Here is a 13,486-nt window from a genome sequence, read left to right as displayed (position 1 = left end):
TTTTAATGCTAAACTACTAAAATAATGCCAAATTAAATTTTAACAAACTCTTCTACTAATTTGCCAACTATTTTTTCTGAAATTTTAGCCACCTCCTGTACTTCTTCATGAGAAACTGCTTCAACAATACCTTCAACTCCCAAATCTGTAATTACAGAAATCCCAAAACATTCCATACCCATATGTTTAGCTACAATTACTTCAGGTACAGTTGACATTCCAACAGCATCTGCGCCTAAAATCTTCACCATTTTATATTCTGCAGGAGTCTCAAAAGTCGGTCCTTGTAATGCCAAATAAATTCCCTTATGTACTGTAACATCTAATTTTTCAGCTACTTGTTCCATTTGAGCTATCATTCTTTTACTATAAGCCTCATGCATATCTACAAATCGAGGCCCAAAACGCGCATCATTTTTACCATGTAGTGGATGCTCTGGCATAAAATTAATATGATCTGTAATTATCATAATATCTCCAACTTTAAAAGCTGAATTAACACCTCCAGAAGCATTAGAAACAATTAATTTCTCTACACCTAAATATTTCATTACTCTAACCGGAAAAACAGTTTGCTCCATAGTCCAGCCTTCATAATAATGAAAACGGCCACGCATTGCTACAACAGTTTTGCCTCCCAAAGTACCATATATTAATTCTCCTAAATGCCCTTCAACGGTTGATACCGGAAAATTTGGAATTTCAGCATACTGAATAGCAATATCAATACTAATCTTTTCTACTAAATTACCCAATCCTGTACCTAAAATAATACCGTAATCTGGTGCACTTATTCCTTTATCTTTTAAAAACTTAACTGTTTCTTGAACTTTGTTCCACATAATTTTTTATTTTTTTATCAAAATCATTTCCATCACTTATAAAAAATGATTTTATACTTATATAATGTAAATCTTTAACCTTATCAAAGATACGCACATAATCTTTCTCTGTGGTTAAAACTAATTTCTTATTCAACTTAAAATTGTTTATTTCTGCATTTATTTTATCGATATCCTGAGTTTTAAAATTATAATGATCTGGATATTCTAAATGTTTAAAATGAATGTTTTGCTCCTTTAAATAATTAGTTAAAGGAACAGGATTTGCAATACCTGTAACTAATAAAACTTCAAAATATTGCAATTCGCTTAAATCTATTTCTGAAGCACCTTTTAAATTGGAGTTATAATCTATTGCTGTAAAAAATACTTGCTGATTTTTAGCTGGATTAATTTTTTTAGTTATTACAAGTTGTGCCTCTTTTGTAAGATTTTTAGGACATTTAGTTACAACAATAAGCTGCGCCCTTTTAGCGCCCGATTTATGTTCGCGCAAATTTCCTGTTGGCAACATAGTATCCTTTACATATAGGTTGCTATAATCCGTCAATAAAATATTGAATCCTCCAACTACTTTTCTATGTTGATAGGCATCATCTAGCAAAATAACATCTGGTGGATTCTCTAATTTTTCTAATTGTTGAATTGCATTTGTTCTGTCAGCATCAACACAAACTATAATATTTTTAAATTTTTTATAATATTGATAAGGCTCATCTCCTATTAACTCTGCACTTGCCTGAGAATCTGCAATTATAAATCCTGTGCTTTTTCTTTTATAACCTCTACTTAAAACAGCAATTTTATAATCGTTTTTTAACAACCTAATTAAATATTCTATCTGAGGAGTTTTTCCTGTACCACCAACACTTAAGTTACCAACAACAAGTGTAGGTGTTTTAAATTTTGTAGATTTTAAAACATTAATATCATACAAAAAATTACGTATACTTGTTATAATTCCATACAGAATGGAAAAAGGATACGCTATTTTTCTTAAAAAGTTCATGAAAGCGAAAATACAAAACAAATTATAATTTTTACACATTAAAACTTTAACTTTATAGCGTAAAATTTATCTTTGTTCTAACTTTACCAATTAAATTATGACTATTAAAGATATTACAAATTGTATTGAAGAATTTGCCCCTTTAAATTACGCCGAAGGTTTTGATAATGTAGGCCTACTAATTGGAAATTACACCACTAAAGTTTCTGGTGTTTTAGTTACATTAGATACTTTAGAAAATGTTGTAGATGAAGCAATTGAGCAAAATTGCAATTTAATTGTTAGCTTTCATCCTATAATCTTTTCGGGGTTAAAGAAAATAAACGGTAATAATTATGTAGAACGCGTTGTTTTAAAAGCTATTAAAAATGACATTGCTATTTATGCAATGCACACAGCTCTAGACAATTCTTTTAACGGTGTTAATGCAAAAATCTGTGATGTTTTAGGTTTAAAAAATAGAAAGATTCTAATTCCTCAAAAAAATACAATAAAAAAATTAACAACCTATGCACCGTTAGAAAATGCAGATGAAGTTAGAACGGCACTCTTTAAAGCCGGAGCAGGAAATATAGGAAACTACGATAACTGCAGTTATAATACCGATGGCTACGGCACTTACAAAGGCAATGAAAATTCTAACCCTGTAATTGGAGAAAAAGGAAAGCTTCACACAGAAAATGAAACATTTATTAGTGTTATTTTTGAAAAACATCTTGAAAAATCTATCTTAAAAGCACTTTTTGAAATTCATCCATATGAGGAAGTTGCATATGATATTGTTTCCTTAGAAAATATAAATCAAGAAATTGGTATGGGAATGATAGGTGAATTAACTGAAGAACAGTCTGAAACCAATTTTTTAAATTTCCTTAAAAAAACAATGCAAGCAAAAGGCATTAGACATTCTGCTCTATTAAACAAACCAATTAAAAAAGTAGCTGTTCTAGGAGGTTCTGGAAGTTTTGCTATAAACAATGCCATAAACGCTAACGCAGATATTTATATTACAGCTGATATAAAATATCACGAATTTTACAAAGCAGAAAACAAACTAATTATTGCAGATATTGGTCATTATGAGAGTGAACAGTTCACAAAAAATCTTTTAGTAGAGCTACTTACAAAAAAATTTCCTAATTTTGCAATCATTTTATCGAAAAAAAACACAAATCCAATTTATTACTTATAATATGGCTAAAAAGAAAGAAGTTACTGTTGAAGAAAAATTAAGAGCACTTTACGACTTACAATTAATTGATTCAAGAGTTGATGAAATTAAGAATGTTCGAGGTGAATTACCTTTAGAAATTGAAGATTTAGAAGATGAAATTGTTGGTTTAAATAAAAGACTTTCTAATTTAGATGGAGATATTTCAAATTTAAAAGATGAAATTTCTGCCAAAAAAAATATAATTGACGAAGCTAAATCTTTATTAAAGAAATATGCCGAACAACAAAAAAAGGTTCGTAACAACAGAGAATTTAACTCTTTAAGTAAAGAAACTGAATACCAAGAACTAGAAATTGAATTAGCTGAAAAAAGAATTAAAGAGTTTAAAGCTCAAATTGAACAAAAAAACGAAGTAATTAATTCTACTAAAGAAAATATTGCAAAACAAGAAGATTTATTAAAACATAAAGCTGCTGAGTTAAACGATATTATGGGTGATACAGCAAAAGAAGAAGAATTATTACTTAAAAAATCTGAAGAATACTCAGAATCAATCGACGATAATTTATTAAAAGCTTATAGAAGAATTCGTTCATCTGTAAAAAATGGATTAGCTGTTGTTTCGATTGAAAGAGGAGCTTCTGGAGGATCTTTCTTTACAATTCCACCTCAAAGACAGGTTGAAATTGCGAGTCGTAAAAAAATTATTACAGACGAGCACAGTGGTAGAATTTTAGTTGATGGTGCTTTAGCTGAAGAAGAAAGAGAAAAAATTGAAAAGCTATTAGGTTAAAAATTAACTCTTTACAATATACAAAAACTGTCTAGAACGCAACACTTTTATTGCGCTTCAGACAGTTTTATTTTTTTACAGCACGCACAGAATATACCAAAGGAAACTTTCGCTGTTCTTTTTTTAAAAGAAACATACCTTCTTCTGTAGCTTCCATTTCTGGAAATATATTGTATGGCGATTTTTCAAATTCATGTAAAAAATCAATACTTAAACCAGCAGATGTTAAAGCAGAAACTACTTCACCTAAACCGTGATTCCAACCATACTCTTTACTTATTATTTTAGCTTTATTATCTGCATAAGTACCTTTATATTCTTCATAAATTACATTACTAGTCTGGTAAGGGTATGTTAATTTAGGTGGTGTTTCTAAAAAATTATACATCCAAATTATAGGATGAAACTCTACCAAGTAAAATACACCGCCTTTCTTTAATTTACTTGCAATTATTTCTCCCCAAGTTTTTAAATCTGGCAACCAACCTATTACACCATAAGATGTAAAAATAATATCAAATTCTCCACCTACATTTTTAGGAACATCATATAAATTGCTTTCAATAAACTCGGCATCTAAACCCAATTCTTTATTGAGTTTTCTTGCCAGCAGTATTCCTTCAATAGATAAATCTATCCCTGTACACTTAGCTCCTAACCTACTCCAACTCAAAGTATCTTGTCCAAAATGACATTGTAAATGTAATAACGATTTCCCCTTAACATTACCTACTTCATTTAATTCGTAGTTATTTAATGAGGTATTTCCTCTTTTAAAACCTTCAACATCATAAAACTTAGATTTAGAATGAATACCTACTTTTTTATTCCATGTGTCGTTATTTACTTCAAAATATTTATTGTTGTTTTTCATAATAAAATAGTATAACTAATATTAATTGTTTAAAATAAATAAATTAAAAACAGCCAGAATATAGGTATTGCTTCTACCCAAAAACTAGTATAATATCTAGATTTATTTTCAGAAGAAAACAGTAAAAATAATGTTGTAATAATTGCTATACAAACTGTTACAATTAATTCTGATTTAAAAATTGGTTGTTTAAAAAATTCAATTCCCAAAAATACAATTAAAATACCAACTCCAATAAATTTAGAATTATGCACACCAACCAATTGAGGCAAGGTTTTTAATAATTTAGAATCTGTTTTTACATCTCTTATATCAAAAGGAATAGTAATTGCAATTATAAATAATACGCGTTGAAAAAATTCTATATATACAGTATTTGTAAAGTCATACCCTATTTCAAATAACGGAAATAAAACTGTTATTCCAGCCCAAGCAATTGAAATACTCCATATTTTTATTGCAGGAAAATTACGAAATGAAATTTCAATATTTCCTATTTTAAACAAAGGAATCACATAAAAAAAGGTCATAAAAAAAAATGGAAGCAATATATAAATGGCTTGTTTATTAAAGTTTGTAAAAAAAACAATATAAGACAAACCTAAAACTGCAATAGCTGCTAAAGTTGACAACTGTAATTTATGATTAAAAAACCATTTTCTTAACCAATTAAGTCGTTCATATTTAATTTCATACAATCGTATAAAATTATAAGAAAAAACAATAGAAAGCGCTACAAACAAAGGAGTTAAATTCTCCGAATATTCAAAATTTAACAAACTTATTTTAGTAATACAAAAACCAGCAAAAGCCACATGAATGTTACTAAAAATATAAAAATCAAATAATCTTTTTAAATAATTCATGAAACAAATGTAACTATTTGTTAATATCCCAAGTTTTTTGGTTAACAAAATATTATAAATTAGTGATTATTATACCATGTTGAAGCATTAATTTTAAGTATTTTTGAAGCAATAATTTTTATATAATATTTTACATAAATGAGAACAGATTCTTTTGTTTTAAGACACGTAGGACCAAGTGAAAGCGAGGTAAATGAAATGGTAAAAACTATTGGAGTATCTTCAGTAGATGAATTAATAGATAAAACTATCCCTGCAGATATTAGATTAGCCCAAAACCTTAATTTGCCAAAAGCAATGAGTGAACATGAATATATGAATCATATTCAAGAACTTGCTACTAAGAACAAATTATTTAAAAATTATATTGGTTTAGGATATCACCCAACAATTTTACCTGGTGTAATTCAAAGAAATATTTTAGAAAATCCAGGATGGTATACTGCCTACACACCTTACCAAGCTGAGATTGCACAAGGTCGTTTAGAAGCTTTACTAAACTTCCAAACAATGGTAAGTGATCTTACCGGAATGGAATTAGCAAATGCTTCTTTATTAGACGAAGGAACTGCTGCTGGTGAAGCAATGATAATGTTATTAAACACCAGATCTAGAGCACAAAAAAAAGCGAAGGTGGTTAAGTTTTTTGTTTCTAATGAAGTGTTACCCCAAACAATTGATGTTTTAAAAACAAGAGCAACTCCTTTAGAAATTGAATTGGTTTTTGGAGATCATACCTCTTTTGAATTTACAGAAGAATTCTATGGAGGAATTGTACAATACCCTGCAAAAAGCGGGCAAATTTTTGATTATACTGAGTTTGTAGAAAATGCTAAAAAAGTAGATGCAAAAATTGTTGCCGCTGCAGATTTATTAAGTTTAGCTTTATTAACACCTCCAGGCGAATGGGGTGCTGATGTTGTTGTTGGAACAACACAACGCTTTGGAATCCCTATGGGATACGGTGGTCCACATGCAGGTTATTTTGCTACTAAAAAAACTTACAAACGAACAATTCCTGGTAGAATTATAGGAATTACTAAAGATAAAGATGGTAATAGAGCCTTGCGTATGGCTTTACAAACACGTGAGCAACACATAAAACGCGAAAAAGCAACTTCAAATATTTGTACTGCTCAGGTACTTTTAGCTGTTATGGCTGGTATGTATGGCGTATATCACGGTCCAAAAGGATTGTCCTATATAGCTACTAAAATTCAAAATTTAACTACTACTCTAAACAAGGGGTTAGCGAACTTAAATATAAAACAATTAAATACTCTCTTTTTTGATACGCTTTTAATAGAAGTATCAAATGCTTTAAAAGTAAAAGAAATTGCAGAAAAAAAATGCATTAATTTCTATTATGCATCAAATTCAACAATAAGTATTTCTATCAATGAAACAAATTCTATTGAAGATGTAAATCAGATTTTAGAAATTTTAGCTGAAGCTGAAGGAAAAGACAAAATTTCAGTAAATCTAATTGAAGACTATTCTTTACCAGAAAATTTAACACGAACATCAACTTTTATGACCAATGAAGTTTTTGAAAACTACCATTCAGAAACCGAATTAATGCGTTATATAAAAAAATTAGAACGTAAAGATTTATCTTTAAACCATTCAATGATTTCATTAGGATCGTGTACTATGAAATTAAATGCAGCAACAGAAATGTTACCTATAAGCTGGCCAAATTGGGGTGTTATGCATCCATTTGTTCCAATTGACCAAGCACAAGGTTACCAAGAAGTTATTAAAGGATTAGAAGATGCCTTAAACGAAATAACAGGTTTTCACGCTACTTCTTTACAACCAAATTCTGGAGCATCTGGAGAATATACTGGTTTATTAGTAATAAAAGCATATCATAAATCTAAAGGCGAAGCTCATAGAAACATCTGTATTATTCCTGCATCGGCACATGGTACAAATCCTGCATCGGCAGTAATGGCTGGTATGAAAGTAGTTGTAACAAAATCTACTGCTGAAGGAAATATTGATGTAGAAGATTTAAGAGCTAAAGCAGAACTTCATAAAGATAATTTAGCAGCTTTAATGGTTACCTACCCGTCTACCCACGGAGTGTTTGAAAGTACCATTAAAGAAATTACACAAATTATACATGAACGTGGCGGACAAGTTTATATGGATGGAGCAAATATGAATGCCCAAGTTGGATTAACAAACCCAGCTACAATTGGCGCCGATGTTTGTCATTTAAATTTACACAAAACTTTTGCCATTCCTCATGGAGGTGGTGGACCTGGAGTTGGACCAATATGTGTTGTAGAACATTTAGCTCCTTTTTTACCATCAAACCCAATTATACCTACAGGAGGTAAATCACCTATAACAGCTGTATCTTCAGCTCCTTGGGGCTCTGCATTGGTATTACTTATTTCTTATAGCTACATAAAAATGCTAGGAACTGGCGGTTTAAAACAAGCAACAATAAACGCTATTTTAAATGCAAATTATGTAAAAGCTCGTTTAGAAAAAGAATACAGCATTTTATACACTGGTGAAAATGGTTTTGCAGCACACGAAATGATTGTTGACTTTAGAGAATTTAAAGAAAAAGGAATTGAAGTTACCGACGTTGCTAAAAGATTAATGGATTATGGCTATCATGCCCCAACAGTATCTTTCCCAGTAGCCGGAACTTTAATGATAGAACCTACAGAAAGTGAAAACAAAGCAGAATTAGACCGCTTTTGTGATGCTTTAATAAATATTAAAGCTGAAATTGATGCATTAAAAAGTGGAGACACAAATTGCGCACTTAAAAATTCACCACATACACAAGAAATGCTAACGGCAGATGAATGGAACTACCCATACACACGCCAACATGCTGCGTTTCCTTTACCTTATCTAAAAGAAAATAAATTTTGGCCTTCAGTAAGAAGGGTTGATGACGCTTATGGAGATAGAAACTTAATTTGTTCATGCAACCCTATTGAAGACTATATAGATGCATAAAAAAACTATAATAATAACTTTTATTTTTATATCAGAAACATAATTGTAAAAAATATTTAAACATATTTTTATTCTATTAAGCAAAATAGTACTTTTGCACCTCGGTATAAATATAATATCTCAATCGGAAATGAAAAAAATAACCAAAGAAACTTATATCAATTGGTATAAAGACATGCTATTTTGGAGAAAATTTGAAGACAAGTTAGCTGCTTTATATATCCAACAAAAAGTGAGAGGTTTCCTACATTTGTACAATGGTCAGGAAGCAGTATTAGCAGGTGCATTACATGTAATGAAGGAAAACGATAAAATTATTACAGCTTATCGTAACCATGTACAACCAATTGGTTTAGGCGTTGATCCTAAAAAAATTATGGCTGAATTATTAGGAAAAGTAACTGGAACATCAAAAGGAATGGGTGGTTCTATGCATATTTTTTCTCCTGAACATAATTTTTATGGTGGTCACGGTATTGTAGGTGGTCAAATACCTTTAGGTGCTGGATTAGCTTTTGCTGATAAATACAATGAAAGAGATGGAGTTACATTAACTTATTTTGGTGATGGAGCTGCACGTCAAGGTTCTTTACACGAAACATTCAACATGGCCATTAACTGGAAACTTCCTGTAGTATTTATTTGTGAAAACAATGGTTATGCAATGGGTACTTCAGTAGAAAGAACTGCTAATCACGAAGATATTTGGAAACTTGGTTTAGGTTACGAAATGCCTTGTGGACCAGTAGATGGTATGAATCCTGTTAAAGTTGCAGAAGCAATGGAAGAAGCTATTGAACGTGCAAGAAGAGGTGATGGACCAACGCTTTTAGATATTAAAACATATAGATATAGAGGACACTCTATGAGTGATGCTCAACACTATAGAACTAAAGAAGAAGTAAACGAATACCGTAAAATTGATCCAATTACACAAGTTTTAGACATTATTAAATCTAAAAAATATGCTACGGAAGATGAAATTAAAGCTTGGGACAAAGAAGTGAAAGACAAAGTTTCTGAATGTCAAAAATTTGCCGAAGAATCTCCATTCCCAGAAACACAGCAATTATACGATATGGTTTACGAACAAGAAAATTACCCTTTTTTAAAACATAAATAAATGGCTGAAATAATTACAATGCCACGTTTAAGTGATACAATGACTGAAGGAGTTGTAGCACAGTGGTTAAAAAAAGTAGGAGACAAAGTTGAAGAAGGTGATATCCTTGCTGAAATTGAAACTGATAAAGCTACAATGGAATTCGAATCTTTTAGCGAAGGTTATTTACTTCATATAGGATTACAAGAAGGTGAAACTGCCCCTGTTGATTCCTTAATCGCTATTATTGGTGAAAAAGGTGAAGACATTACTGCTTTATTAGCTGGAGATGCTCCTAAACAAGCAACTCCTGAAGCAAAAGAAGAAGTTGCAACACCAGCAGAAACTAAACCTGCTACAGATGCTTTTGTAATTCCAGACAATATTGCTGTTGTTACAATGCCTCGTTTAAGTGATACTATGACAGACGGAACTGTAGCTACTTGGTTAAAAAAAGTTGGAGATAAAGTTTCAGAAGGAGATATCCTTGCTGAAATTGAAACTGACAAAGCAACTATGGAATTCGAATCTTTTAATGAAGGAACCTTACTATATGTAGGTTTAGAAGAAGGTGAAAATGCTCCAGTTGATTCTTTATTAGCTATTATTGGTGAAGCCGGAACAGATGTGACTGCTGTTGTTTCTAATTTTAAAACCAGCGGATCTACAGAAAAAGCTCCTGCCGCTACTGAAACAAAAGAAGTTGCTGCAAAACCTGCAGCTACAAGCACACCAGCCGCTGCTGCACCACAAACCGCAGTTGCTGCTGCAGTACAACAACCAGTTGTAAATACAGGAAAAATTGTAGCCTCACCATTGGCTAAAAAAATAGCTGCAGAAAAAGGAATAAATTTAGCACATGTTGTTGGTACAGGTGATAATGGACGAATTGTAAAACAAGATATTGAAAATTACGTTCCAGTAACTGCTGCCGCACCTGCAGCTGCAGCCGCTCCAGTTATAGCAATGGGTGAAGAAAGTTTCGAAGAAACTAAAAACTCTCAAATGCGTAAAACTATAGCGCGCAGATTAGGTGAATCTAAATTTACTGCACCGCATTACTATTTAATGTTAGAAATTAACATGGATAATGCAATTGCATCTCGTAAAGTAATTAATGAAATTCCTGATACTAAGGTTTCATTTAACGATATGGTTGTAAAAGCTAGTGCAATGGCACTAAAAAAACATCCACAAGTAAACTCTCAATGGTTTGACGATAAAACACGTATAAATCATCACGTAAATGTAGGTGTTGCAGTTGCCGTTGAAGATGGTTTATTAGTTCCTGTAATTCCTTTTACAGATCAAAAAAGCTTAACACAAATTGGAGCTGAAGTAAAAGACAAAGCTATTAAAGCTAAAAACAAAAAGTTAACTCCTGCTGAAATGGAAGGAAGCACTTTTACAGTTTCTAACTTAGGTATGTTTGGTATTTCAGAATTTACTTCAATTATAAATCAACCAAATTCAGCAATTTTATCAGTAGGTGCAATTATTCAAAAACCTGTTGTGAAAAATGGTGAAATTGTAGTTGGAAACACAATGAAAGTAACTTTAGCTTGTGACCATAGAACTGTTGATGGTGCTACTGGCGCAGCATTTTTACAAACATTAAAACAATATATTGAAAATCCAGTTACTATGCTAGCATAGTTCACTAAGATTTATATAATTCAATTAAAAACCCATTGTTATTTAAACAGTGGGTTTTTTATTTTGCATATTTAAACTTCAAAAACTATAAACCTTATAATTGATATTAGAAAAATCATATTATTTTTAAACACAAATAGAACTATTAAGTTTTAGACAACTTAAAATTGTTTGTATCTTTAATTTTTAAAAATACATTGGTTCTAATTTAAAAAAACATAATAGCGATTTAACAATTTATAAATTATGAAAAAATTAATTAATTATTTACTTCAAGGCATATTATACATTGCACCTTTAGGAATAACAGCCTATATAATTTATGCGATTTTTATGTTTATGGACAGTTTATCGCAACAATTAATAGCCAATTTTTTTGATGTAAAAGTTCCGGGTTTGGGGGTTTTATCTCTTTTATTATTTTTAATTATAGTAGGTTTTATTGGAAGAACAATAATTGCAGAACCCTTAAAAATTATTTTTAAAAAAATAATTAATCGCATTCCACTATTAAAATTTATTTACACTGCTTTAAACGATCTATTTTCGGCATTTGTTGGTAAAGAAAAAAAATTTAGCAAACCTGTTTTAGTAAAAGTTAACACGATTTCTGATTTAGAAAAATTGGGTTTTATTACTGAAGAAAACCTAGAAATTTTAGATGAATTAGATAAAGTAGCTGTATATTTTCCACATTCTTATAATTTTTCTGGAGAATTATTTATTGTCCCAAGAAAAAATATAAAAACTATAAATGCAAATTCTAGTCAAGTTATGAAATTTATAGTTTCAGCCGGTTTAACAGGTTGGGATAAAGAGGAAAAATAAATTCAATACCATTTGTTGCAAACTAAACACCAGATATTAAATGAAAAAAGAAACACAAATAAAATGCCCTAATTGTGGTACTTCAATAGACGTTCAAGATATTTTATCTCATCAATTAGAAGAAGAAATTAAAAAAAAGTACCAATCGAGTATCGCTGCTGAAAAACAAAAATACGAGGCAAGTTTAGAATCTTTAAATAAAGCTAAAGCAGCATTTGAACAAAAGAAAAAACAAGAAAACGAATTATTTCAAAATCGTTTAGAAGCACAAATAAAGCAAGAAAAAAAGAATATTGAAGCTACTTTAAAGTCTAAATTAAAAGAGGAACAAATAGAACAATTTAACGCTTTACAAAAAGAGTTAAACGAAAAATCTGAACAGATAAAAGAACTTAACAGAACTAAAGCTGAAATAGAAAAACTAAAACGCGAAAAAAGAGAATTAAAAGAAATTGCTGAAGCCGAAGCGCAAAAAAAATTGAATGAAACACTCTTAAAAGAAAGAGAAAAAATAAAAAAAACTGAAGAAGATAAAAACGAATTGCGCTTTAAAGAATTACAAATGCAATTAGAAGCGCAAAAAAAACTAACCGAAGAAATGAGACGCAAACAAGAACAAGGCTCCATGCAAATACAAGGAGAAGTTCAAGAACTTGCAATAGAAGAATGGTTAGGCTCTAAATTTCCGTTAGATACTATTGAAGAAATAAAAAAAGGGGCTCGCGGTGGTGATTGTATTCAAATTGTACATACACGAACTGAGCAAAACTGTGGCTCTATTTATTATGAAAGTAAACGTACAAAAGATTTTCAACCTAGTTGGATAGAAAAATTTAAAGCAGATATTAGAGACAAAGGCGCAAATATTGGAGTTTTAGTTACAGAAGTAATGCCTTCAGACATGGAAAGGTTTGGACTAAAAGATGGCATTTGGATTTGTAATTTTGAAGAATTTAAAGGCCTCTGCACCGTTTTAAGAGAATCTATAATTAAAATAAATAACGCCATTAGCACTCAAGAAAATAAAGGAGATAAAATGGATATGCTCTATAATTTTCTAACAAGTAACACTTTTAGAATGCAAATAGAAGCCATTGTTGAAGGATTCACCCAAATGAAATCGGATTTAGAAAGTGAAAAACGTTCTATGCAACGTATTTGGAAACAACGCGATAAACAAATAGAAAAAGTTGTAACAAATACCATAGATATGTATGGTTCTATAAAAGGGATTGCTGGTAATGCCATTCAATCTGTAAAAGCATTAGAATTACCTGGAGAAGATGATGATGAAACCCAATTATTAAATTAAAACTACTTTAAGCTTAAATATTGGTAGTACATCTAAACTACA

11 protein-coding genes are annotated in these 13,486 nt (G+C 30.6%); 7 read left to right on the top strand and 4 right to left on the bottom strand.

Annotation, left to right across the window (positions count from 1 at the left end):
* Positions 1–32 precede the first annotated feature (32 nt).
* On the bottom strand, positions 33–842 hold the full coding sequence (locus MKD41_RS16055) for a purine-nucleoside phosphorylase (protein ID WP_240243352.1): 810 nt from the start codon (positions 840–842) through the stop codon (positions 33–35).
* Entirely contained in the window at positions 814–1,851 is a 1,038-nt protein-coding gene (lpxK, locus tag MKD41_RS16050) for a tetraacyldisaccharide 4'-kinase (RefSeq protein WP_240243351.1), read from the bottom strand. Before lpxK ends, MKD41_RS16055 begins: the two co-directional genes overlap by 29 nt.
* A gap of 97 nt (positions 1,852–1,948) precedes the next feature.
* On the opposite strand from lpxK, the gene MKD41_RS16045 reads away from it, so the two are divergent.
* On the top strand, positions 1,949–3,043 hold the full coding sequence (locus MKD41_RS16045) for a Nif3-like dinuclear metal center hexameric protein (RefSeq protein WP_240243350.1): 1,095 nt from the start codon (positions 1,949–1,951) through the stop codon (positions 3,041–3,043).
* A 1-nt stretch (position 3,044) separates the two neighbouring features.
* A complete protein-coding gene (locus MKD41_RS16040) occupies positions 3,045–3,818 on the top strand; it encodes a zinc ribbon domain-containing protein (RefSeq protein WP_240243349.1) in 774 nt (257 codons plus the stop codon).
* A gap of 67 nt (positions 3,819–3,885) precedes the next feature.
* Here the strand turns inward: MKD41_RS16040 and MKD41_RS16035 are convergent, their stop codons facing one another.
* Together MKD41_RS16035 and MKD41_RS16030 are read right to left on the bottom strand one after the other, a co-directional pair.
* Positions 3,886–4,692: a class I SAM-dependent methyltransferase gene (locus tag MKD41_RS16035; protein WP_240243348.1), complete on the bottom strand. Its 807-nt coding sequence runs from the start codon at positions 4,690–4,692 to the stop codon at positions 3,886–3,888.
* Positions 4,693–4,721: 29 nt separating this feature from the next.
* Positions 4,722–5,558 carry a hypothetical protein gene (locus MKD41_RS16030; protein WP_240243347.1) on the bottom strand — a complete coding sequence of 279 codons (837 nt, stop codon included), beginning with the start codon at positions 5,556–5,558 and terminating at the stop codon, positions 4,722–4,724.
* Between the two features lie 138 nt (positions 5,559–5,696).
* On the opposite strand from MKD41_RS16030, the gene gcvP reads away from it, so the two are divergent.
* From gcvP to MKD41_RS16005, 5 genes are all read left to right on the top strand, one after another.
* On the top strand, positions 5,697–8,546 hold the full coding sequence (gene gcvP / locus MKD41_RS16025) for an aminomethyl-transferring glycine dehydrogenase (protein WP_240243346.1): 2,850 nt from the start codon (positions 5,697–5,699) through the stop codon (positions 8,544–8,546).
* A 130-nt stretch (positions 8,547–8,676) separates the two neighbouring features.
* Positions 8,677–9,669, top strand: a complete 993-nt coding sequence (gene pdhA / locus MKD41_RS16020) for a pyruvate dehydrogenase (acetyl-transferring) E1 component subunit alpha (protein ID WP_240243345.1) — start codon at positions 8,677–8,679, stop codon at positions 9,667–9,669.
* Complete coding sequence (locus MKD41_RS16015) at positions 9,670–11,304, top strand: pyruvate dehydrogenase complex dihydrolipoamide acetyltransferase (protein WP_240243344.1); 1,635 nt, start codon at positions 9,670–9,672, stop codon at positions 11,302–11,304.
* Positions 11,305–11,550: 246 nt separating this feature from the next.
* Positions 11,551–12,132 carry a DUF502 domain-containing protein gene (locus MKD41_RS16010; RefSeq protein WP_240243343.1) on the top strand — a complete coding sequence of 194 codons (582 nt, stop codon included), beginning with the start codon at positions 11,551–11,553 and terminating at the stop codon, positions 12,130–12,132.
* Between the two features lie 40 nt (positions 12,133–12,172).
* Positions 12,173–13,444 (top strand): DUF2130 domain-containing protein, encoded by a 1,272-nt coding sequence (locus MKD41_RS16005; protein ID WP_240243342.1) that lies wholly within the window; start codon positions 12,173–12,175, stop codon positions 13,442–13,444.
* The last annotated feature ends 42 nt before the right edge of the window (positions 13,445–13,486 follow it).

The sequence above is a fragment of the Lutibacter sp. A64 genome (assembly GCF_022429565.1).
Classification (GTDB): Bacteria; Bacteroidota; Bacteroidia; order Flavobacteriales; family Flavobacteriaceae; genus Lutibacter.
Note: the sequence above shows the minus strand (reverse complement) of the source record. Positions and strands in the feature narration are given on the sequence as shown.

Excerpts from the sequence above, each read along its gene's own strand:
- MKD41_RS16055 (WP_240243352.1), bottom strand. The coding sequence starts at position 842 with ATGTGGAACAAAGTTCAAGAAACAGTTAAGTTTTTAAAAGATAAAGGA.
- lpxK (WP_240243351.1), bottom strand. The coding sequence starts at position 1,851 with ATGAACTTTTTAAGAAAAATAGCGTATCCTTTTTCCATTCTGTATGGA.
- MKD41_RS16045 (WP_240243350.1), top strand. The coding sequence starts at position 1,949 with ATGACTATTAAAGATATTACAAATTGTATTGAAGAATTTGCCCCTTTA.
- MKD41_RS16040 (WP_240243349.1), top strand. The coding sequence starts at position 3,045 with ATGGCTAAAAAGAAAGAAGTTACTGTTGAAGAAAAATTAAGAGCACTT.
- MKD41_RS16035 (WP_240243348.1), bottom strand. The coding sequence starts at position 4,692 with ATGAAAAACAACAATAAATATTTTGAAGTAAATAACGACACATGGAAT.
- MKD41_RS16030 (WP_240243347.1), bottom strand. The coding sequence starts at position 5,558 with ATGAATTATTTAAAAAGATTATTTGATTTTTATATTTTTAGTAACATT.
- gcvP (WP_240243346.1), top strand. The coding sequence starts at position 5,697 with ATGAGAACAGATTCTTTTGTTTTAAGACACGTAGGACCAAGTGAAAGC.
- pdhA (WP_240243345.1), top strand. The coding sequence starts at position 8,677 with ATGAAAAAAATAACCAAAGAAACTTATATCAATTGGTATAAAGACATG.
- MKD41_RS16015 (WP_240243344.1), top strand. The coding sequence starts at position 9,670 with ATGGCTGAAATAATTACAATGCCACGTTTAAGTGATACAATGACTGAA.
- MKD41_RS16010 (WP_240243343.1), top strand. The coding sequence starts at position 11,551 with ATGAAAAAATTAATTAATTATTTACTTCAAGGCATATTATACATTGCA.
- MKD41_RS16005 (WP_240243342.1), top strand. The coding sequence starts at position 12,173 with ATGAAAAAAGAAACACAAATAAAATGCCCTAATTGTGGTACTTCAATA.